This is a genomic window from Parafilimonas sp. (assembly GCF_047606085.1).
Taxonomy (GTDB): Bacteria; Bacteroidota; Bacteroidia; order Chitinophagales; family Chitinophagaceae; genus Parafilimonas.
This window is the reverse complement of record NZ_JASGEX010000138.1, coordinates 1-21,424: the sequence shown is the minus strand read 5'-3', so window position 1 is coordinate 21,424 and position 21,424 is coordinate 1. Positions and strand designations below refer to the sequence as shown.

At 39.9% G+C, this 21,424-nt stretch carries 18 protein-coding genes and 2 tRNA genes; 7 read left to right on the top strand and 13 right to left on the bottom strand.

Annotated elements, in window-relative coordinates; genetic code table 11:
* Window positions 1-3 precede the first annotated feature (3 nt).
* The 8 genes from QM629_RS12330 to QM629_RS12295 all read right to left on the bottom strand — a co-directional run bounded on the left by QM629_RS12330 (window position 4) and on the right by QM629_RS12295 (window position 9,679).
* The gene (locus tag QM629_RS12330) at window positions 4-1,377 is read right to left on the bottom strand and encodes an ATP-dependent DNA helicase (RefSeq protein ID WP_415160179.1); all 1,374 of its coding nucleotides are present in this window, start codon (window positions 1,375-1,377) and stop codon (window positions 4-6) included.
* A 261-nt stretch (window positions 1,378-1,638) separates the two neighbouring features.
* Window positions 1,639-3,048: a hypothetical protein gene (locus tag QM629_RS12325; RefSeq protein ID WP_415160178.1), complete on the bottom strand. Its 1,410-nt coding sequence runs from the start codon at window positions 3,046-3,048 to the stop codon at window positions 1,639-1,641.
* A 14-nt stretch (window positions 3,049-3,062) separates the two neighbouring features.
* On the bottom strand, window positions 3,063-4,211 hold the full coding sequence (gene csm5 / locus QM629_RS12320) for a type III-A CRISPR-associated RAMP protein Csm5 (protein ID WP_415160177.1): 1,149 nt from the start codon (window positions 4,209-4,211) through the stop codon (window positions 3,063-3,065).
* A 9-nt stretch (window positions 4,212-4,220) separates the two neighbouring features.
* Window positions 4,221-5,243, bottom strand: coding sequence for a type III-A CRISPR-associated RAMP protein Csm4 (gene csm4 / locus QM629_RS12315; RefSeq protein ID WP_415160176.1), 1,023 nt, complete (start codon window positions 5,241-5,243; stop codon window positions 4,221-4,223).
* On the bottom strand, window positions 5,236-5,916 hold the full coding sequence (gene csm3 / locus QM629_RS12310; RefSeq protein ID WP_415160175.1) for a type III-A CRISPR-associated RAMP protein Csm3: 681 nt from the start codon (window positions 5,914-5,916) through the stop codon (window positions 5,236-5,238). Before csm3 ends, csm4 begins: the two co-directional genes overlap by 8 nt.
* Before the next feature lie 2 nt (window positions 5,917-5,918).
* Window positions 5,919-6,419, bottom strand: a complete 501-nt coding sequence (csm2, locus tag QM629_RS12305) for a type III-A CRISPR-associated protein Csm2 (RefSeq protein ID WP_415160174.1) — start codon at window positions 6,417-6,419, stop codon at window positions 5,919-5,921.
* Complete coding sequence (cas10, locus tag QM629_RS12300; RefSeq protein WP_415160173.1) at window positions 6,403-9,003, bottom strand: type III-A CRISPR-associated protein Cas10/Csm1; 2,601 nt, start codon at window positions 9,001-9,003, stop codon at window positions 6,403-6,405. The genes csm2 and cas10 overlap by 17 nt, the downstream gene beginning before the upstream one ends.
* Window positions 8,990-9,679 carry a CRISPR-associated endonuclease Cas6 gene (locus QM629_RS12295; protein WP_415160172.1) on the bottom strand — a complete coding sequence of 230 codons (690 nt, stop codon included), beginning with the start codon at window positions 9,677-9,679 and terminating at the stop codon, window positions 8,990-8,992. Before QM629_RS12295 ends, cas10 begins: the two co-directional genes overlap by 14 nt.
* 132 nt (window positions 9,680-9,811) lie before the next feature.
* Between QM629_RS12295 and QM629_RS12290 the strand changes: the two genes are divergently transcribed.
* Window positions 9,812-10,828, top strand: coding sequence for a helix-turn-helix transcriptional regulator (locus tag QM629_RS12290; protein ID WP_415160171.1), 1,017 nt, complete (start codon window positions 9,812-9,814; stop codon window positions 10,826-10,828).
* Window positions 10,829-11,690: 862 nt separating this feature from the next.
* Here QM629_RS12290 and metK read toward each other — a convergent pair.
* Both metK and QM629_RS12280 read right to left on the bottom strand, forming a co-directional pair.
* Entirely contained in the window at window positions 11,691-12,941 is a 1,251-nt protein-coding gene (metK, locus tag QM629_RS12285; protein ID WP_415160170.1) for a methionine adenosyltransferase, read from the bottom strand.
* 192 nt (window positions 12,942-13,133) lie between these two features.
* On the bottom strand, window positions 13,134-13,949 hold the full coding sequence (locus QM629_RS12280) for a glycogen/starch synthase (RefSeq protein WP_415160169.1): 816 nt from the start codon (window positions 13,947-13,949) through the stop codon (window positions 13,134-13,136).
* 107 nt (window positions 13,950-14,056) lie between these two features.
* On the opposite strand from QM629_RS12280, the gene panC reads away from it, so the two are divergent.
* Together panC and prfB are read left to right on the top strand one after the other, a co-directional pair.
* A complete protein-coding gene (gene panC / locus QM629_RS12275) occupies window positions 14,057-14,902 on the top strand; it encodes a pantoate--beta-alanine ligase (protein WP_415160168.1) in 846 nt (281 codons plus the stop codon).
* Window positions 14,903-15,032: 130 nt separating this feature from the next.
* A protein-coding gene (gene prfB, locus QM629_RS12270; protein WP_415160167.1) for a peptide chain release factor 2 occupies window positions 15,033-16,128 on the top strand; the annotation gives its coding sequence in 2 pieces (ribosomal slippage) (window positions 15,033-15,092 and window positions 15,094-16,128; 1,095 coding nt in all).
* A 519-nt stretch (window positions 16,129-16,647) separates the two neighbouring features.
* Here the strand turns inward: prfB and QM629_RS12265 are convergent.
* The 3 genes from QM629_RS12265 to QM629_RS12255 all read right to left on the bottom strand — a co-directional run bounded on the left by QM629_RS12265 (window position 16,648) and on the right by QM629_RS12255 (window position 19,363).
* Window positions 16,648-17,916 carry an alpha-amylase family glycosyl hydrolase gene (locus QM629_RS12265; RefSeq protein ID WP_415160166.1) on the bottom strand — a complete coding sequence of 423 codons (1,269 nt, stop codon included), beginning with the start codon at window positions 17,914-17,916 and terminating at the stop codon, window positions 16,648-16,650.
* 99 nt (window positions 17,917-18,015) lie between these two features.
* On the bottom strand, window positions 18,016-18,483 hold the full coding sequence (locus tag QM629_RS12260) for a gliding motility lipoprotein GldH (RefSeq protein WP_415160165.1): 468 nt from the start codon (window positions 18,481-18,483) through the stop codon (window positions 18,016-18,018).
* 4 nt (window positions 18,484-18,487) lie between these two features.
* Window positions 18,488-19,363, bottom strand: a complete 876-nt coding sequence (locus tag QM629_RS12255) for a YicC/YloC family endoribonuclease (protein ID WP_415160164.1) — start codon at window positions 19,361-19,363, stop codon at window positions 18,488-18,490.
* Window positions 19,364-19,665: 302 nt separating this feature from the next.
* Between QM629_RS12255 and QM629_RS12250 the strand changes: the two genes are divergently transcribed.
* The 4 genes from QM629_RS12250 to QM629_RS12235 all read left to right on the top strand — a co-directional run bounded on the left by QM629_RS12250 (window position 19,666) and on the right by QM629_RS12235 (window position 21,259).
* Entirely contained in the window at window positions 19,666-20,694 is a 1,029-nt protein-coding gene (locus QM629_RS12250) for a glycosyltransferase family 2 protein (RefSeq protein WP_415160163.1), read from the top strand.
* 43 nt (window positions 20,695-20,737) lie between these two features.
* On the top strand, window positions 20,738-20,947 hold the full coding sequence (locus QM629_RS12245; protein ID WP_415160162.1) for a hypothetical protein: 210 nt from the start codon (window positions 20,738-20,740) through the stop codon (window positions 20,945-20,947).
* 104 nt (window positions 20,948-21,051) lie between these two features.
* A tRNA-Gly gene (locus QM629_RS12240) sits at window positions 21,052-21,124 on the top strand.
* A 48-nt stretch (window positions 21,125-21,172) separates the two neighbouring features.
* Window positions 21,173-21,259, top strand: a tRNA-Leu gene (locus tag QM629_RS12235).
* Window positions 21,260-21,424: the final 165 nt, after the last annotated feature.

Sequence of the window (21,424 nt, the reverse complement as noted above, 5' to 3'; positions counted from 1 at the left end):
GGCTTATGCTGCCCAACTGTATAAATCAACACTGGCGCGGGTTACGGCCGTATAAACCCATTTAAGGTTTTCTTTGTTGAACAAGGGGTTGATGAATACATTGCGCCATTCGCCACCCTGTGCTTTGTGGCAGGTAAGCGCATAGCCATACCGCACTTTAAGCGCACTCACAAATGCATCATCGGCGGGGCGCCTGCCCTCCCTGAATTTTTTATTCCGCTTCATGGCTTCGGCTATAATGCCTTTGCGTTTTTCGATTGTTATAAAACCATCTCCCGCAACCGACTCCAGCAATATTTTTGTTTTGCGGCGCAGCACTTCGCCCATGCAATCCACAAATTCCACTTCTGCGTTTATAAAATGGCAACCGCCAAAAGTTTCCGGTTTCCAGGTATTAAGCAATACCAATGGGTCGCCGTTAAAAACAGGCTGCCCATCCAGCATGGTGTTTTCATTGCAAACCAGTGATTCACCGGGCAGCAATAATGGGTGTTCCTGCCATCCAAACCTGTTGCGCCGCACCATTGCATTCAGTGCATTTACCTGTTTATTGCTTTGCGCTATCATAACCGCGCTTTGGTGGTCGCTTACATTCAAATGCCTTACAAAACTGTTTAAAGCGTTGCCTATTTTAGGCATTACTTTCACATGTATCGTTGGCAATGCTGCGCTTTGCATAATGGCATCGCGTATGGCAGTAGCATTGTCAAGCAGGTAACTGCCTTCGGCCTGGCGCATTACCTGTGCAAGGTTATAGTGCATGCAGGCGAGGTGATAGCGTTGCTGCAGGTAAAGAGTGTTTAATGCAGGCGGTTCAGCCATGCCCACCGGCGGCAACTGGTTTACATCGCCTATAAATAAAATGCGGCTGCTTTTATTGCCTTGCTGCACATAAGTAATAAACTGTTGCAGCAGGCTTGTGGTGCATATAAAATCGCCGCCTGCCGAAGCCATGCCGCTTATCATGGAAGATTCGTCCACAATATATAAGGCTTCACGCTGTTCCGTATTTTGCCGCGGTTTAAGCAGCACGGTTACATCGTCATCCTGCAACTCGGGTTCAAACACAAGGCTATGCAGTGTGCGTGCTGCATTACCTGTTTTTTTGCCGATTATTCTTGCTGCCCTGCCTGTAGGCGCTGTGAGAAAGAATGGCGTTTGCTGATTATGCAAATAATCTGTTACAGCTTTTATAATGGAAGTTTTACCTGTGCCTGCGCTGCCTGTAAGCACAAAACATTCACCGGCATGTTGCGGGCTAAGGAACTGCACCAGCAAATCAAGTGCATTAAGCTGGTCTGCATTGGGATTGAACGGCAGGCTGCTTATAAAAGCTGCGAGAGTGTTGTGGTTATTGTTTGTGGCTGCAGTGGTCATAGTGTACAAGATTTTAAAAGTTAAAAAATAGGGTGCCTGCTTAAAAACATGGTGCATGTTTTCTGTGGTTTGCAAAAGCCATTTATTCAATAGGATGCCTGGCTATTGCGCTTTACGTTCTTATTGAATGATTGTAAATTTTGGCTGTAAATTTTTATTCAGGATATTGATTACTGTTGCTTTGATGAGACAAAGTTGAAACAGTTTTTTGAAATGAACAAGAGGCTGAAGGGCAGGGTGCAATTAGGTTGCAGGGAGGGGTTAAAGAAGGCTTGTTAGTTCTTTATTTATTGCTATAAATGGATTATGAAAAGCGAAATCAAGTTTAAAAAAAACGTCGAGCTTACTAAACATTTCATCCACTGTTAGCCTGTTTTCAAGTAGTTTTTCCCGGATTATATCGAACGATACAGGTTGAAAATCATGGGCGCCAATTGATTTGTTGCGCAAGTTGCTGAGCGTTTGAAGTTTCTTCAAAAAATCAAAATCAGGGTCATTAAAATTTTTAATAATGGCAAGGTAAGTAGATATTGAAGGGTAATAATAATCAAGTTGTTTGCCATTCACAATTTCATTGTTTAATTTGTCTTGCAGAAACTTACCGTTTTCATCATTATCAAAATATATATCCAAATCGCTTCCCCACCGATCTTTATTGAAAGACTGGATATTAATATATCTGCATGCCTTAAACTGGACAGTGTATTCTACAATTCTAAAAAAGCGAAGTAAAAAGTCAACGTAAGAATGCTGTAACCATTTTATCCTTGCATTGAAATACAATTCTTTTATTAAACCACCCTCTCCTTGCTGTATTTTTTGCAACTCCTGCTTTTGGCTTACCATAAATGTCCTATGCTTAATGCCTAATACTTCAAGATATTGATTTGCTTTTGTAAAGTCAAACTGAAGCCGGGCTTGTGCATAAGCTGCAATGTTTTTTACATCAGTAACAAGAGGTAAAACATTTAAAGCGCTGTAATCATAGTTTCTTATAAATGCTTTTGCTTTTTCAATTTCAGATTCTTCAATAAATTTTTCTGAAAAATTCAAATGAATACACTGATTACTTTTTTCATCAACAGACAAGTGGGCTACTTTACCCTGGGCAATTTTAATAGTATGAAATAAAAGCGCTGTATTAACAGCGTCTATACCACCCTGGTTTAAAAGAAAAACTTTATTTGTTTCATCTATTTCTGCCTGTAACGTTTTCATCAGGGTACTCTTAGAAAATTCATCGTACATACTATCAAGAAACGTAATATTTTCTTTTACAGAAATCAGCGAGAAAGAGGGCTTAGTTCCGTCAGGATTTTGCAACTGATCTCCCAGTATTTGCTTTACAATTTTTCCATAGTTGATTGAGTCGTTATAATAAAATCTTTCGCCAACGCCTTTTTCCTGATCTGTAACTATTAACCACACCTTGCTTATGTTACTACTATGTCTTTTTATATAGTCAATAGCTGGTTGAATAATTGGCAATGTTATTTGTTTCTTTAAACTATTAATTTTTGTAAGCAATAATTCTCCAAGCAACCTTGCAAATGGGCGGTTATTTTTGTCCAGACAGTTTTTTAATACCTCAACTGTAAATGATCCATTTAAAACTTTTTCGTCCACATAAATATCGCGGGTACCTATGGTTATAATTAAAGTATTTTTCATGAGCGCAAAAAAATTTAAAAGCTTAACTGTACAAATCCCGGGAACATAAAATCCAGTTGTCCTGGATCTAAAGAAGATTCTTTGAATGCAACCTTGCGTGTTTTATAATTTATGGCATTTATGAAATTATTATGCCTATCTATAGCCCGGCCTGTTTGAGTATGGTCCTTGTATTTCCAATTGCCGGTTATGGCATGGAAGCCTGACCCCTGGCCTATTTTAATGATAACACTGTTTTCGTAATTATTCAATTCTTTTAATTCTTCCAATAACTCATTTGCAACTACGAAGTCGTTATTTGGAAACTTCTTAAAAAAAATAATCTCCTGGTCTAAATATTCGTTCATTTGGTCTCTGGCAATCTTCATCCATTGGTACCCGTTAATTTCAGAGAATAAATTATAGTTAACAGGTTTTTTTGATCCCCATATATTGGTTACCCCATCAGCACAATTAAGCCTAACTGTGCTTTCGGAATTTGCCCTTAAAGTTTCAAAAAGTGTTACAAAACCGGTTTCTTCAAAAACATCAACATGCCCACCTTTGGACTGCCTTTTCCACATACCTGTTCCTTCATATTCTAACTTGCGATTGACAAAAGTTATATTCTCTGCAACATCACCAGAAAAAACTTTGAAGGGGATAATATCTGTGGCAGATTTAAAATCAATGTCTGTTACCTGGAGCAATTTCATGAAATTATTATTGATTGATCCGAATAACTCTTCTGTTTTAAAAGAGCTAATATTCAATCTTTTCATTAAATGTTTGCCCAGGCAACTCCTCAAAGCGCCTTTTAATGAACTGCCAGGAATATAGGCGCTGCCTGCACCTGAAGTAATATGTTTGCGAATAGAGTCTTGTAACTTAAAGGGGCAATAGCACTTCTTTTGAATTAACGAACCTTTACTTTCACATATTTCTGAAAGAAACCTTTCAGCATCATCTGTATTACCCGAAGAAAGACTGTTTGAATATCTATTGGCCTGGTTATTAGTTAAGCCTTTGAGGAATGCATTTTTGTTAACGAACCAATACTCATTTGTATCATCATTAAAAAAATAGTCAATCCCCCTGTAATAATCATTTTCTTTTGCCCCACCAATATAAACTGGTGTCAGAATTTTAATTTTATAGCTATGTGGTGAATATGGAGATTTCATTATTGTTATTTATTTCACAGGTATAAAAATTGTTCTTCCGTTGCGCCATACCGGGTGTGTAATAACAGGTATGGTTTCGGTTGGCCGTACATCCCACATTTTGCCGCCAACGGGTAAACCGTTGAACGTGGCACAGTTTTCCATTTTAAAGCAGGAGCCTTCTTTAAACATATACACATTTTTTTTGCGCCAGGTATTGTAGGGTTCGCTTAGCCAGCCGCCACGCTTAATAAAATCGTAACCGGCATCTTCGCCTGCTATCATTCCAGTTAATTGTTCGCTGCTTTCCGGGCAAAACAGGCCTAAGTTTATTCCGTAAGAAAAACTGCCTGTTTCGGGCAGCGGCCACACATCACCAAATTTGGGCTCAAACTTCCCATTGCCAATATTACGGTCGGTGCCTATGCCTTCATCGCCCAAAAACCTTATGGCAGCCTGGAACCTTTTCCGTATTTCATTATTGGCAAATGATGCGAGGCAATATAATCCTGAATGAGGTTTGAAGTAAAAACGTTCAATGTAAAATATGGCAGTATCTTCTTCACCAGTCCTGGATACTGCGGCACGCGGCACCACATTGCTTTCCATAAATGCGCCTTGTGGTTTGAGTGCAATGGAAGCCTGGAAATTACCAACAATGTTTTCTTCCACCGGCACAGACAATAGTTTGCGTTGCGTGTATGCAGTAAATAATTCCCGGTCTATCCACGCAACTTTTTTCAGCTTTTTACGAAGAGATGTGTCATCAAGTACGTTGAGTGACCTAATCAGTATGAGTGGCTTTGGCAAAAAATAAACAGGCTGCCCACTTACTGTTGTATAGGGAAAGAGGCTGGAGATTGCAAAGCCGGTATCCGGGTTTTCTGCAGTAGGTATCCATTCAGGAAAACCTAAACGATCCCAGGCAAAAAATATGGCTGCAGTAAACGCATCGCTGTGCAATATGGCGTGGCCTGATGCATAGTCGGCCCGCTCATTGCCTATATGCAGCGGCGTGGTAAAATTAAGTTGTATAATATCCAGTTCAGGCATGCAGGTATTCTTCTATAGGTTTGTGAATAGGAGGGTTTAAATGAAATTTCACCTGGCCGTAACCGCGGCTGCCGCTGCCGCCGAGATAATCGTCTTCAAGGAGTTTGATGCTTTCATAAAAGAGCTTTAGATGTTCCTGCTCTTTAACATTTTTATCTTCATCGTTCACTGTAATTATGTTTATTACAAACTGAATATCGAAAAAACTTCCAGCCGGAACTCGTTCAATAAAACGTGGGTCTTTTGCAGTACCTTCTATTCGGTTAATTGAATTTTCAGCTTTAATTTCTGTAAATGGCATGTCTGTAAATTCTGAATCTTTAAGTTGCTCTATGGTTCTTTGATTCAAATTAGCATCTCTGACAATTAATCTTGAAGGAATAGTATTTAATTTTTTATTTTTCGAAATTGCGCCAAACAACTTACCAATAGAACTCTCAGGATTTGACATTGTATCACTTTCGCCATAAGCAATATCTAATAGCGATCTCATTTTTCCTTTAATGCTGCTTCCTGGAATGTATGGTTGTAAATTATCTTTACGCTTTATAACCGGCAGATCAACTCCACCAATTTCAACATTGTCTTTACTTGCTCCAATTCGTAAACCACTGATTAACTCAAGCGTACCTTCTATGAGTATTTTTTTATGAAGTTTTATTTTTTCTGACATAATTAATTCTTTTTAGGTTCTATTTCTTTATGATAAGCGACAATTGCTTCCAACAATCTTATGAAAGACATAAAATGCTGTTTATTTTCTATCGTATCAAGAGCGATAGATATCTGTGTATAAAAGTCTTTTATTTTAGCTTCTTTGTCCTTTTCCCGCCCTACCTGATAAGCAAGTCTTGGCTTTAATAACAAAATATCAGTAGTATTTATTGAATTGTCTTCGGATGTCTTTACAATGTTTTGAATTCTTCTTACTTCTCCAAAAAATTTTCTGAGTTGGCTTGTGGTTAGATAAGTGGCTTTTATTTCCTGAAGTTTACCATTAAACATTTTTGTTTGCGCTTTGCCGGTTTCATCACGCTTAAATTCGTCTGCCAGATAATGGCCAAACAACTCAGCCCATTTGATAGCATCGGAAGTAATTCCTTTCGAAATCCATTCCTTATTTAAATTTGGGTCTTTCTTTTTGTGCCAATATTTTATTTCATTCATTGTTGCCATTTTTTAAGTTTTTAATTCCCAGTTCAGCCCAACGGCATGCCGCAATAAATGCATGAAAGCTGATTGCTGTGTGCTGGTTTTTATAATTGTTTGTGTATAAAAGTTGTTTTATGGTGTTGTAGCATTCACGTTTTGCTTTGTTATCATCTGCTTTTGCCATACGTGCAATATTGTAGGCGCTTTGCCATTGCCAGCCGGGTTTGCCGCGTTTAAATAATTCGTAGTAATCAAACATTTTCATCAAAAAACCTTTACTTATAAGCTTATCATTTGCAATCCAGTTTACAAGGTCGTTCTTACATTCAATTACAAAAGGCATCTCGTGCTCCCAGTTTAAGCTTATGCCAAACAGGTTAATGGCATTCTTTAAGTATTTTTTTTCATCCTTTTTATAGGAATAATTTTTGGCTTTGCTTTCTGCTTCGCCACTCATATCGGCGGCTTTGGCTATGGGGAATTTAGGCCTTACAATGGTTAAACCGGCGGATAAAGAAATATCGGTACGGCCACAAACAAATTGCTGAAAAGCTTTTCTTATTTCAATACCAAAATCAATTAGCTTATCCCATCTGCCAACAGCAAAAACATCATCGCCACCGGCATACACAATGTTTATATTGCTTTTATAAACTTCCTTATCCCTTATTGTGTTTAGATAGCCGCTAAAAAACTGGTCGAGCAAAGCAGACAGGGTTGCCAACGCAGAAAAACTTGCATGGTTCTCCATTTCACCATCATTATTCTTTTTTGAAAACCCTTTCATAAAAAGATTGCCAAGGTTATCAACATCCATCCTGAGCACACCTAAATAATCCCGGCCAGGTTCATCTTCGCTTTTATCAAATTCATCCCTATCTTCATTACACAACTCTTCCAGTGTTTTTATTTTATTCTTTGATGCAGCCATTCTTATACCGCCAAAAAGCTTGAATCCTAACCCTTCATTTTTATCATGTGTAGAGCCTGGTGGAATGAGTATTATATCCCGTTGCCAGTTTACCAATAACCATTTGTTTACATTGTGTTCACAGCCATCGTCATTTAATTTCCAGCCGGTGCCGGATGCTATTTTAATATCCGCTTTTTGGCCGGGCATTAATTCAACCAGGTATTTTGCATCATACAAATCCCTGCCTAAATCAATTTGCTCGTTTACTACTTGCGAAACGTACAAATTAATCTCCGTTTCATCTTCATCTGCCTGTGATAGGGGCTGTGCATTATCCGGCAACTCTTCTCCCGATACGGCACATACTTTTACATTACCACCTGCCCCTGTTGGCTCAAACATTTCACTAAAACGGTCAGTTAATACATGTTGAAATTTCTTTTTTTCGGATGTTTTTTCTGCAAGTAATTTCCAGAGTTTGCCTACAGGCATTCCCTCATTATTATCCGCTGTGAAAGCTTTCAGGTAAGAACCTTTTTGCTGGTGCATGCCGAAAGCAATCCAGCTCATATTTACAGACAGGCTGCCTTTATGCTTGTCCCATATTTTTTGCTGCAGTTTATAATTGTATAATTCGAGTTCCTTGATTATTTCCGGCGTGTTGGGCAGCAACACGTAAAATTTGCCGCCTGCTGCATAAATTATATTTATGGCAGAGGCATTGCAGGCTTCTGTTACTTCGGCCGCCATGGTTTCTGCAAGCAATTGTACATAAAACGAACGCCCTTTCAGGCCCTTCATTGCGCTTTTATTGCTAACATTATATATGAAAGATTGTATGCCCGAAATATCCCCGCAAAAAAGCAAAAGGGGATAATTATCCTTTTCGGGTTTTAACCTGTTCCCGGAAAAGGTAAATGCTTCTGGTTTAAAAGCCCGGTATGCTGCAAGGCAATGAGCGATAGCCCCAGTAGTTTTCAGGTGCTCAAACAAACTGCTATCCGGATAATCCATTGTTGAAGCCGGTATATACCATGTGTAAATTTTTAACAGGTGTAGCAAAGAGAAAATAAAGTTTGAAGCATTGGCATCAGGCAAATTTTTAAATTCTTTTAAAAACTCTTCCCACAGGTTTTTGTAATAGGGTTTATTATTTACGAGGGAAGTTTTTAAAGGAAATATAGTTTCGCCGGTATTGAATTTTTGGAGCGTATAGCCAAATTCCTCCTTAATGCCGCCAGGCATTACTTCTGTTGAAAGCTTGCCAAATACAGATACCAGGGGCGTGCTCCTGAATTTATCTTTTCCATACTCAGGGTTAGGCAAAAGGCTTCTGTCGGTATTGCGGTCCAAGCCACTGCTCCAATGATCAGCCAGGGTAATAATGGCTTGTTCTGCTGTAGCCGGCTTGTGGTGGTAGCTTGCCAGGTTAATGAGCGAACTTTGCCCAATATTGCCACTGAGGCCCGCATTGGCAAATTTTGATTCATTTACTTTTATGAATTCATTTGTCCATAACACATGTAGATGTGTTGGATAGCCCGCCTGTGAAGTATTGCAAAGCATACCGGCAAGCTTTTTTGATTCTTCGGAAAGCATCATTGATTTCTCATACCATCCATCAGCCCTTTGTGCAAATTTGCCAATATCATGCAGCAAGCCTGCTGTGGCATATATTAAATTATTGTTCTTCATTGTTGTTTTTTCTTAATTGTTTAATCACTCCAAAACCAGTGCTCGCCCCTTTGCCCAATCCTATATAATCAGGCAGAAACACATTGCACCTGAAGTTTACATTGTATGCAGATACTTTTGTGTCTTTCATACGTGTTACATTTTCCTGCTTTAATTCATCTATTTCTATGCGGATTGTTTTTTCAATATGCCAGTCAATACCTTTTGCAAAAGACAGTATATTGCCTGCAAGCACACGTTCCAGGAAAGCGATCCTTTCCTTTAAAGATGTAATTGATTGAAATGTTTTGTAGTTTTTATCATTCAATGCCTGCCACCGGTTTATCTGATAATTAAACATTTTTTCCCACACATTCAGCGTTGTACTTTTTAAATCCAGCCGGTCAACTACCAGTTTAACTGCTTCATCATTCACTTGTATATCCCAGCTTTTTTGTTCAAACAACCTGTGAATTTCATCTACGCCTGCATCCACACAAAAAATGGCTGGTTTTTGCTTAATTGATTTGTACTGTATAAGCGGATACCGGTACACATACGATTTCTTGCCCAAATGATTATGAAACAGGATATTGTCCCGCCCTGCCTTCTCAATAATGGCACCCCTAAAAGCCGTTATTTTTGTTGCGGGTATATGATTATCAAAAATTACAAGCAATGTTCTTAGTTTCTTCAAGTTAGTTCTGTATTAAAGGTTACTGGTATTGGTAAATGTATAAAAAACATTTATTTGAAAAAGAATTAAGTTTTAGCAAATATTATATTTATGCCTGCAACCTGATTGCACGCATACTAATACGTTAGGACAATGGTAAGGGAAAAAATCACACATGAACGAAGGCATATAGCGTTGAGGCTGGAAATAATTGACGAACTCTTAAACAGCCATATAAAACGGGATTATAAAGAATTTCTTTTTGTGCTCAATAAAAAGCTTAGAGAGAAAGATGAAGTTGGCATTTCACTTCGGACACTCCAATACGACATTGCATACCTGGAAAATAAAAAATGTGCACCTGTGCACAGGCCAACGAAAAAGGACAACAAAGTTTATTACACGGAAAAATTTTCACTAAAAAATATACCTGTTGACGATGACGATATTGCAGTAATGAAAAAGGCGGTTGCCATTTTAAAGAAAGCTACCGATACCAGGTTGAGCGCAGAACTGGAAGACATTATAACCAGGCTGGAAAATAAAATTCATACCAATGTGGCAGATAAAAAAACGATTATTGCTTTTGAAGAACATACGCAAGCTAAGGGCCGCGAATATTTTGATGAGCTATTTACTGCCATTCATGAAAAAAGCACTTTAAAAATTTCTTACCAGCCCTTTGGAAAAGAGCCCAGGGAATGGGTTATACATCCCTACATGCTTAAAGAATACAGGAACCGGTGGTATCTTATTGGCCGGGAAACGGGAAGCAATAAACTGCTGAATATTGGCCTTGACAGGATAAAAGGTAAACCCAGGAATTCTTCCGAACCGTTTATGGAAAATGATTTATTTAATCCTGAAACTTATTACAATAATTTGATCGGCGTAACATTTCCGGAAGATCAAAAAGAACCGCAAAATATTATTATCAAGGTCAAAAAAGAACTTGTTGAATACATTAAAACCAAACCTGTACATAAAGGTCAAATCATAACAAAAGATTATAAAAATGGGGGCATTGAAATAAGTGTTTCCCTGTTTATAAATTATGAGCTGAAATCTACTTTGCTTAGCTATGGAGCTGGTATTGAAGTTATGAAACCTTTAAGTTTAAGAACAGCGCTTAAAAATACCTTTCAAACTTGTTTGCAGCTATATGATTAATTTATTTTCAAGAAGTCGTTTCATCAGGATTTCGGGAATTTGCTGCTGCTTTAAATGTAAAAACTCAGTTTTGTCTTTCAATTAAATTAATTCCGTTAACATGTATCTGGCAATGATTATCCTTTATAATGTAAAATAGGTTTTCTAAGGTATTGGGATAAAAATAATTAAATACATAGGGGTATTTAATGCCCGTAAGAATAAGTTGTAGAAGGATCATAATTGTCTGTCATATCATGTTTTGGTTATTGCACATTAATTATACATTCCGGCTCAACTCCTTCTCAGGTTTTACTTTCAGCTTCCGGCTTATCCTCCCACCAGGATAGTTTGCTTATGTGTTTCGGTTGTTGCGCGCCTGTACTATAAATTTCCTGATTGCTTCGCCATGCTAACATTCAGTCCTACGCCCTCCTGTGAGCCTTTCGCCTGTGCCCTTTTCTTTGGGGTGCGGCTCGTTTCCGGATTACTATGGCCTCTGCTGACTTCTGCTCTATAACCACAATTGATTGGCAGACCTCTCCAGGGTAAGTTTATTTCTTTCCACGCATGCAGCCTCTGCATTTACAGGTTTACATTCTGTGCAGTGTCGGACTTTTGTTTGTTATGCAACATTATCCATGTAAAACTGCCTTATATGCAGTTCTCCTGCCCGTCCGGTCAGGCGGGTGTTCGCAGGCTCAAGTGTTTGCCGCCAGATTCCTCCTCGCAGTGGGCACCCTTGCTCCTGGCTAATGATACGCACTGCAACGCTCAATCGGGACTTACATCCTATAGATACTAAACATGCCTGACACACATAAAAAAGGCGGCAATTACAAATTGCCGCCTTTTGGTTATCCGAAGAATGTATTTCAGTGAATTATAAGCCAAAAGCTTCTTTTATTTTATCAACATAGTCCAGCTTTTCCCAGGTAAACAATTCAACGGTTTTGGTAACCGATTTGCCTTCAGGTGAAGAGAATGTTTTTTCAACCACTTCGTTCTTGCGGCCCATGTGACCGTAAGCTGCCGTTTCGCTATAAATAGGATTACGCAGTTTTAAACGCTGTTCAATAAAGTACGGGCGAAGGTCAAAAATGCTTTCCACCTTTTTGCTTATTTCACCATCAGTTAAATTAACTTTTGATGTACCGAATGTTTTTACATTAATGCTTGTTGGCTTTGCAACGCCAATAGCATAAGATACCTGTACAAGCGCTTCATCGCACACACCGGCTGCAACAAGATTTTTTGCAATATGGCGTGTAGCATAAGCAGCAGAACGGTCAACCTTGCTTGGGTCTTTTCCGCTGAATGCACCACCCCCGTGGGCGCCTTTGCCGCCATACGTATCAACAATAATCTTTCTGCCTGTTAACCCTGTATCACCATGCGGGCCGCCGATTACGAACTTACCGGTTGGATTAACGTGATAGGTAATATTATCTGTAAATAAAGGTTTGAAGGCAGGGTTCTTCTTTAATATTCTTGGTATAAGAATCTCCAGCATATCCTGCTTAATTTTCTTAAGCATGTTTTCTTCTGTATCAAAATCATCATGCTGGGTTGATATTACAATGGCATCAATCCTTACCGGCTTGTTATCATCAGAGTATTCTAACGTAACCTGGCTTTTTGCATCAGGCCTTAAATAGGTAATATCTTTATTTTCACGGCGCAGTTCAGCCAGTTCAATTAAAAGTTTATGCGCAATATTTAATGCCAAAGGCATATAATCTTCTGTTTCATTTATGGCATAACCAAACATCATTCCCTGGTCGCCGGCGCCCTGGTCTTCCTTACTGGCCCTGTCAACGCCCTGGTTAATATCAGGCGATTGCTCGTGTATTGCCGAGAGCACACCGCAGGAATGTGCTTCAAACATATATTCACTTTTGGTATAACCAATTTTGCGGATAACGTTACGGGCAATTTCCTGCACGTCAAGATAAGCCTTCGATTTTACCTCGCCGGCCAAAATAACCTGTCCGGTTGTTACCAGCGTTTCACAGGCAACCTTGCTGTTCTCATCAAAGGCAAGAAAATTATCAATCAACGCATCAGATATCTGGTCTGCAATTTTATCAGGATGTCCTTCTGAAACACTTTCGGACGTAAACAAATAAGGCATAATTTTTTTTTAAGAGTTGCAAATATAGTGTTCTGCAGCAAAATTATCAGGCAGTTGAGCACGCTATGCGCCACCACATCTTATATTGCCTTTATGGTTGTTGCCGGTACTGACGTAATGCAGCCAGTTGCAGCGTAGTTAAGCGAATGTGATGGATGGAAACGGCACAAGGACAGCGTAATGCATGAAATTTTACTTCGATGCAAGCTCATGATACAATTCCAAATACTCTGTTAAATCGGATTCTTTGTTGTAGGGAAGTATTTTTTTACCACGGGATTTAGCAAATTCTTCAACGAGTTTTTTATCTATTTTCTCTGCGCCAAAAGTAATGGCATCGGCATAATGCGCGCCGCCCCTGAACATAGCTGTATTATTATTGTCTTTATAAGGATCGAGCTCTTTTTCTTTAATGTTGGCATGAATAACGGCCTTTTCAAGGAAGTGCCTGCCCAGCTTTTCTTTAAACGTATTCTGGCCGATGGTGAAAACCACTTTGCTGTGCAGGAAAACAGGCTCGCGCTTATACACGGTTTTCAGGTACAGGGGAACAAGCCCCGTCATCCAGCCGCTGCAATGAATAATATCAGGAGGCCAGCCAAATTTCTTTACTGTTTCCAAAGCACCTTTACAAAAGAATATGGTGCGCAGGTCGTTGTCTTCAAACCAATGGTCGTTCTCATCATGAAAAATATACTTGCGCCTGAAGAAGTCCTCATTATCCAAAAAGTAAACCTGCAGGCGTGCATTAGGCAAAGAGGCCACTTTTATTTGCAGGGGATGATCGTCGTTATCAATAGAAACATTTATGCCTGATAGCCTCACCACTTCATGCAGCCGGTGCCTTCTTTCGTTAATAACGCCAAAACGCGGCATGATACAACGCACTTCATACCCATTCTCATTACATTTTATTGCAAGCTTATTAACGATCTCAGCAAATTCTGTAAGCTCCAGGTAAGGAGACATTTCTGTAGCTATGAATAAAATTCTTTTCTTTGTTGACATTAAAAAACCTGTTTTTACCTAATGCTAAAAAAATAAGAGTGCAAAGTTAACGAAATGCTTTGGAAATTTAAGTTTTACAGGCATTTGAGCGCTGTTAAATCCCTGCAATGATATTATTCAAAACCGTTCGCCCGCTGCAAAACAAACTTGAAAAACTGCGTAGCAATAAACAGAAAATTGGCTTTGTGCCTACCATGGGCGCTTTGCATGCCGGCCATGTTTCTTTGGTAACCGAAGCAAAGAAGCATTGCGATATGGTTGTGTGCAGCATTTTTGTGAATCCCACCCAGTTCAATGATGAAAAGGATTTTGAGAAGTATCCTGTTACCATTGAGAACGATATTTTTTTACTTGAAACAAATAAAACCGGCATCCTGTTTTTACCTTCTGTTAACGAAATTTATCCGGAAGGCACGGAGCAATTGCAGCATTTTGAATTGGGTTATCTTGAAAACATATTTGAAGGCAAATACAGGCCAGGCCATTTTCAGGGCGTATGCAATGTGGTGCACCGGTTACTGAACATTATAAATCCTGATATTCTTTTTTTGGGCAGAAAAGATTACCAGCAATACCTGGTTGTAAAAAAAATGCTGCAGGATTTTCATCCTTCCACCGGCATAATGGCGGTTGATACAGCGCGGGAAGCAAACGGCCTTGCCATGAGCAGCCGCAACATGCGCTTAAGCGAAGATGCACGAATTAAAGCAACTGCTATTTATCAGTCTTTACAATACATTAAACAGCATATTGCCGAAGGCGATATTGAATGGCTGAAAGAGAAAGCAAAAGAAAAAATATGGCAGGGCGGCTTTGATAAAATTGATTATGTAGAAATATGCGATGCGGAAACTTTATTGCCCGTAAGCACTATTAAAACCGGCAAAAAAATAATTGTGCTTGCCGCCGCCTTTATTGAAGACGTAAGGCTGATTGATAATATTCTCTTGTAAATCCCCAAACACAAAATATTACGAAGTCAATAGTCCATAAACCATAGTGCACAGAAAAGCAGTATTCAATTAGCGCACAGCACGGTGGCGGCGGTGAACGGTTGACTTCCGCTCCTTATCTTCGCAGCCTATGACACAGGAAAAACTACAGGAATTGCGGTCCCGCTTAACCGGGATAAGGAGGTTTCTTTGACGTTGATAACCGCATGCAAAAAATAGAGAACGACCGCCAGCTCTCGCTTTCGCCGGGCTTCTGGAACGATAACGACCGCGCTACCGGCATTATGAAAGAAATAAAAACAAACGAATATTGGCTGAAACTCTATAAGCAGGTAGAAACGGCTGTGGAAGATTTTACCGTATTGTTTGATTTTTGGAAAGAAGGCGATGCTACGGAAGAAGAAGCCAGGCAGGCTTACGATAGCGCCGTAACAGTTTTGGATGATGCGGAGTTTAAAAGCACGCTTAACCAGCCGGAAGATGAACTGCCCGCCGTATTGCAGATAAATCCGGGCGCCGGTGGCACCGAAAGCCAGGATTGGGCAGAAATGCTGTTGCGCATGTACCGCATGTATGGCGAAAAGCAGGGCTGGAAAGTTACAGAGCTCGATTTTCAGGAAGGCGATGGCGCCGGCATTAAAACGGCTACCCTGCAATTTGACGGGCCTTTTGCTTATGGATTTTTAAAAGCGGAAAGCGGCGTGCACCGTTTGGTGAGGATTTCACCGTTTGACAGCAATGCAAGGCGGCACACTTCTTTCGCCAGCGTATTTGTTTACCCGTTGATTGATGACACCATTGAAATAAATGTAAACCCGGCCGACCTGGAATGGGAATTTTACCGCAGCGGCGGCAAGGGCGGGCAGAATGTAAACAAGGTGGAAACGGCCGTTCGCCTAAAACATATTCCTTCAGGTATTATTGTTGAATGCCAGCAAAGCCGTACGCAGGGCGAAAACCGGGAGCTTGCATTAAAGATGCTGAAAAGCCGTTTGTATGAAGAAGAATTGCGTAAACGCGAAGAAGCAAAGAATGCAGCCAATGCCGGCAAGAAAAAAATTGAGTGGGGCAGCCAGATACGAAGCTATGTTTTTCATCCCTATAAAATGATAAAAGATCACCGCACCGATTATGAAGTGGGCAATGTGCAACCCGTGATGGACGGTGAATTAGATGGTTTTATAAAGGCTTACCTGATGAGCGAAAAGGAAGTGGAACAGCAATAATCTAATAAGAAAAATTTTGCCTGAATTTTAAGAAATCTGCAATCCCCGGGGTTTTTAAAACCCCAGGGGATTTTTTAACGGGCAAAAAACAAATACAATTATTTGAAGAGAAGCTCTAAAATTCATCTTAAAACTTCGATTCAGGCAATCTTAAAATTTCTGTAATCATTTAATTATGGCATAAAAATTTAGGATTATGCCGGATAATAAAATTAATCAGCAAGGATATGCTGTTGTTAATGCTGACTAAGAAAGAGACCTGGCGGCAAAAGGCTGGCCCACAAGCGGCCTGGGAATACCTGATGATAATCATAGGATTGCTCATCCTTACGATGAAGATATTCAAACGCAACTGGCAGCATTAAGCACAAAAAACAAAAAGCAAGAGGTTCACGAAGAACAAAATAAAACAAAGGAATAAAGGGGAACAAAACAGGCATTTATACGTTATAAGTGCTTGCCAAAACCGGTTAGCCAGGCTAGCCGGTTTTGGCGGGTTGCCTGCACTGATGGCAGGTATTATTTGTAAGTTATGTGATATACCACATATTCGCCAGGTTGAAATGTAAAGGTTTCTCTGCGTTTTATGTCTGTCACCGATCCTGAAAAAAGGTTGATATAGCTTCCCGGCAGGGCAGGATGATCTATAAAAAATGTGGATGTTTCTTTTCCCAGATTCATTAGCACGAGTACCCTGTCTTTGCGCCGCCTGCATAAATAGGCCAATACATCCGGTTCACTGGCATTTAACAATAAAACCGAAGCGCTTTCCTGCAAAGCTTTATTACGTTTCCGAATGGTAAGCAATGTTTTATAAAAGCCGTGCAATTCCACAGGCCCTTCCCAGTCAATAAAATCCTTTTCAAAAAATTCCAGGCGCTTATAATTCGGTTTTTCCTGCCCCGAATAAATTAATGGAATGCCCGGCCATGTGCAGCTAAACACTGCCATTGCCTTTGCACTGGCGCCATATTTTTCATATTCGGTTCCCTGGTAGGTATTTTCATCATGATTAGATGTAAATAACAGCTTTCTTGAACCAATCGGGTAATGCGAATAATTAATCAGCAGGGGCTTTATTTCATCAAATTTTATTTTACCTGTAAAATATTTATCAAAAGCGCGCATTACTTCCCATCCATACGTAAGGTCGAATGATTCATGGTAATGCAGGATTTCGCATTCAGCCAGCCAGAACAAAGGCTTTACCGCATCACATTCGCCACGCGCTTCAATCCAGAAATCAACAGGCACGGTGCGCGCCATATCGCAACGGAAACCGTCAATATCAAAATTTCTGATCCAGTGCTTCATAGCGCCGATCATGCCTTCGCGCAAAGCAGGGATTTCATAGTTCAGGTCTATTACATCAACCCAGCCATAGAGCTCCGTAAAATTTCCATGTTCATCTTTCCTGTACCAGTCTGAATGCTCTTTTGTCCATTGATGATCATAGCCTGTGTGGTTGGCCACCCAGTCAATAATCACCTTCATCCCAAAAAAATGCGCTGTGGAAATCAATTCCCTGAAATCATCTTCTGTGCCATAAGCGGGGTCAATATTGGTATAAGAGCTGGCGGCATAATAGCTGCCAAAAGTGCCCTGCCTTTTTTCCACGCTGATGGGTGTAACCGGCATCAGCCACAAAATGTCAATGCCCATGTTTTTCAGGCGCGGAATATGTTTTATGAATGCCTGAAAAGTGCCTTCGTGCGTGTATTGCCGTATGTTTACTTCGTAAATATTGGTACCGTTTCCCCAATCTATAATCGGAAAAGCTATGGCCATTTAATTTTTATTGCTAAAGAAATCAAGTATTATACCAAGGTGTTATATGATAAAGCGGTTCATATTTTAAATCCTGTGTATGATTTGTGTGAAGATAGATTACCGCACCACTTTCTCCACCCTCACCCCCGCATTCAAAATATTCTCCAGCGGTTCTTCGCGCATTACCTGCCGCACCATAAAGGTATAAGCGCCGGAATCGAGTTTGGAAGGCTTATTGAACAATAATACGCGTTGTTCAACAATATCATCCATGGCAGTGCCAATCCAGCCCTCGCCGTTGGCAAGTGGTAAATTAAACCGTTGCGTTTGCGGTTTTTTTCCGGGAAAAGTGGCGGTAAAATCAATCCATATATTATTGAAATGATAGGCTTCTGTATGCCGCAAAACAAAATAAATATTGTAATAAGCCATACTGTCTTTTGCCTGGAACGTAAAGGAGAGCGGGTTATGGCTGCTCCATTCGTGTAAAGGAATGGGCGCCGTTTTTTCAAATACATCAATCGTGTTGCAGGCGCTGAGTGAAAAAGCAGGAACAATAAAAATTAGAAACTTCAGGTACTTCATATACTTACAATACATTTAAAATCTGCTCTTTTGCTTTTTCAAGCTCATCTTTCATTAATACAACACATTTCTGCACATCTGCATCATAAGCTTTGGAACCCGTTGTGTTTATCTCCCTTCCTATTTCCTGTAAAATGAACGATAATTTTTTCCCTTTTATAATAGCGTTATCGTTCAGCACTTCTTTAAAATAAGCGCAGTGGTTTTTTAAACGCACTTGCTCCTCGCTTATATCAATCTTTTCAATGTAATAAATCAATTCCTGCTCAAGCCGGTTGGGATCATAATTTTCTTTGCCAATATGTTCTTCCAGCACTTTTTGCAGGCCTTCTTTTATTTTAATCCTGCGCAGTGGTTCAAGTTCAGCCACAGCAGCCTGCTGCAATTCAATATTGGTAATTCTGGCCAGCAGGTCGTCTTCCATACTTTTGCCTTCTTCCTTTCGGTGGTTGTTCAAATCAGTAGTTACCTCTTTCAAAACCCCTTCAAACAAATGCCATTCTGTTTCAGGGATCACCTCATTGGAAACGCTTACCACATCGGGCATGCGCAGCAGTGTGCTTAATACGTTCTCCTGCGACAATCCCAGCTCCGCAGACAGTTCTGATACCGGTTCGTAATAAGCACGTATCAGGGCTTTGTTCAGCCTAACCGGTTTTTCCGATCCGTTCTGTGAAACGGTAATGATGCATTCAATGCTGCCACGCATCAATTCTTCATTTAAAATATTCCGTATTTCAATTTCATAAGGCTTCAGCAGGGCGGGCATGGTAAGCCGTATATCGTATTGTTTGCCGTTTAAAGAACGTAATTCAATTAAATAGGATCTGCCTGCAATTGTTTTTTCTGCGCGGCCATAACCGGTCATTGAGTAAAGCATAACTGCAAAGAAAAGTAATTATCTGCAAGCGGATGGTTCAATTAACTGATGTGTTTATAATTTGTTTTAGATAATGCCGATTAAACTTTAACGTGTTGTGCTATTATATTATATAGAGAAAGGCCGAACCGTCATTTCGACGATAGGAGAAATCTCTTGAATTATTAGCAACATAAATTTTGGGAGTTGTCTCGTTACCTCGACATGACGTTCATTTAATACTAACATGCTCATAATTTTATTAGCATAAACTTTAGCAGTTTGATTGGATGTTTTCCTTTTATTTTTGAAATAAAACGCATTTGAATTTTCCCAGCGTTGCAATAGTGATACTAAATTATAACGGCCGTAATTTTCTTGAACAATTCCTGCCTTCGGTTTTTGCTTCCACTTATCCGGATAAAAGAATTATTGTAGCGGATAATGCTTCCACGGATGATAGTATTGTTTATCTGCAAAATAATTTTTCATCAGCAGAACTTATTATGCTTGATAAAAACTATGGTTTTGCAGGCGGGTATAATGAAGCGCTGAAAAAGGTAGCATCAGATTATTATATCCTTTTAAATTCCGACGTGGAAGTTACGCCCGGCTGGATGGAAGATATGATTGAACTGATGGAGCGGGATAAGAACATAGCAGCCTGCCAGCCCAAGATTCTCTCTTATCATAATAAAAAATATTTTGAATATGCGGGCGCCTGCGGCGGATGGATAGATACCATGGGTTATGCATTTGCACGGGGAAGAATTTTTGATGTTTGTGAAGAAGATACCGGCCAGTACAACAGCAATGAAAAAGTATTTTGGGCTACCGGCGCCGCTTTATGCATAAGGGCAGCATGCTTTCATGAAATGAGTGGTTTTGATGCGTATTTTTTTGCGCACATGGAAGAAATTGACCTTTGCTGGCGATTGCAGCGTAAAGGCTATTCGGTTTATTGCTGCGCTTCCTCGGTTGTATATCATGTGGGTGGCGGCACGCTTCCAAAAACAAACCATCGCAAAACCTATCTTAATTTCCGGAACAACCTGATCATGTCGCTTAAAAACCTGCCTTTCCCCGAAACATTTTGGAAAATGCCCTTGCGCATTTTGCTGGATTGGCTGTTTGCATTTAAATCACTTTTACAGAAAGATATAGCTTCGTTTAAAGCTGTATTGCAGGCGCACATAGACGTTATTAAATGGATGATGAATGGCAATAAATGTCAGGAACTTCCTTCAAAGAAAATAAAAGATATACCGGGCGTTTATAATGGATCGCTTATATGGGCTTATTTCATAAAAAAGAAAAAACATTTTTCAGAAATTGTTAAGAAGGGCGGATAATATTAATTCCCAGTCCTTATTTTTGCAGGGTTAAAATCAGAGCATGTCACACGAAACAGAAATTACCGAATATAAAGAGAAAGAGTTTGGTTATAACTGGGTTAATTCTTCCCGTTTCTTATTTTACCTGCAGGTGCTTTGCCTGATTGCCCTTTTTACAGGCATGAGTTATTATTTATATACTTACAGGTATAAAGGCAAACCTGATGTGCAGGTACCAGCCAATACTTTATATACGCCCCAGTATAAATAAAATGCAAAAATATTTTGCAGTATCAGGCAGATTGCTATTTTTGCCGTCCCAAAAAATCAATCAAATCAGTAGGTTAAAAAGGGAAACAAGTTCTTACAATTAATGCGGAAGTAGCTCATTTGGTAGAGCACGACCTTGCCAAGGTCGGGGTGGCCAGTTCGAGCCTGGTCTTCCGCTCATTTTTAAAAAGTTATTAGTTAGCAATAGCTGGTAACTTTTTTTTTCGCCCTGGTGGTGGAACTGGTAGACACGCAGGACTTAAAATCCTGTTCGCCGCAAACGCGAGTGCGGGTTCAATTCCCGCCTGGGGCACATAAAAAAGCCGTTATAATTTTTATAATGGCTTTTTTATTCGTACAAGTTTGTTTTTTCAATGGTCTCATGCCTGTCCCGAACTTGCTTCGGGAGAACCTCGCTATGTACCTGCCTCACCGGCAGGCAGGCATTCCCCTCCCGAAGCTGGTTCGGGACAGGTTG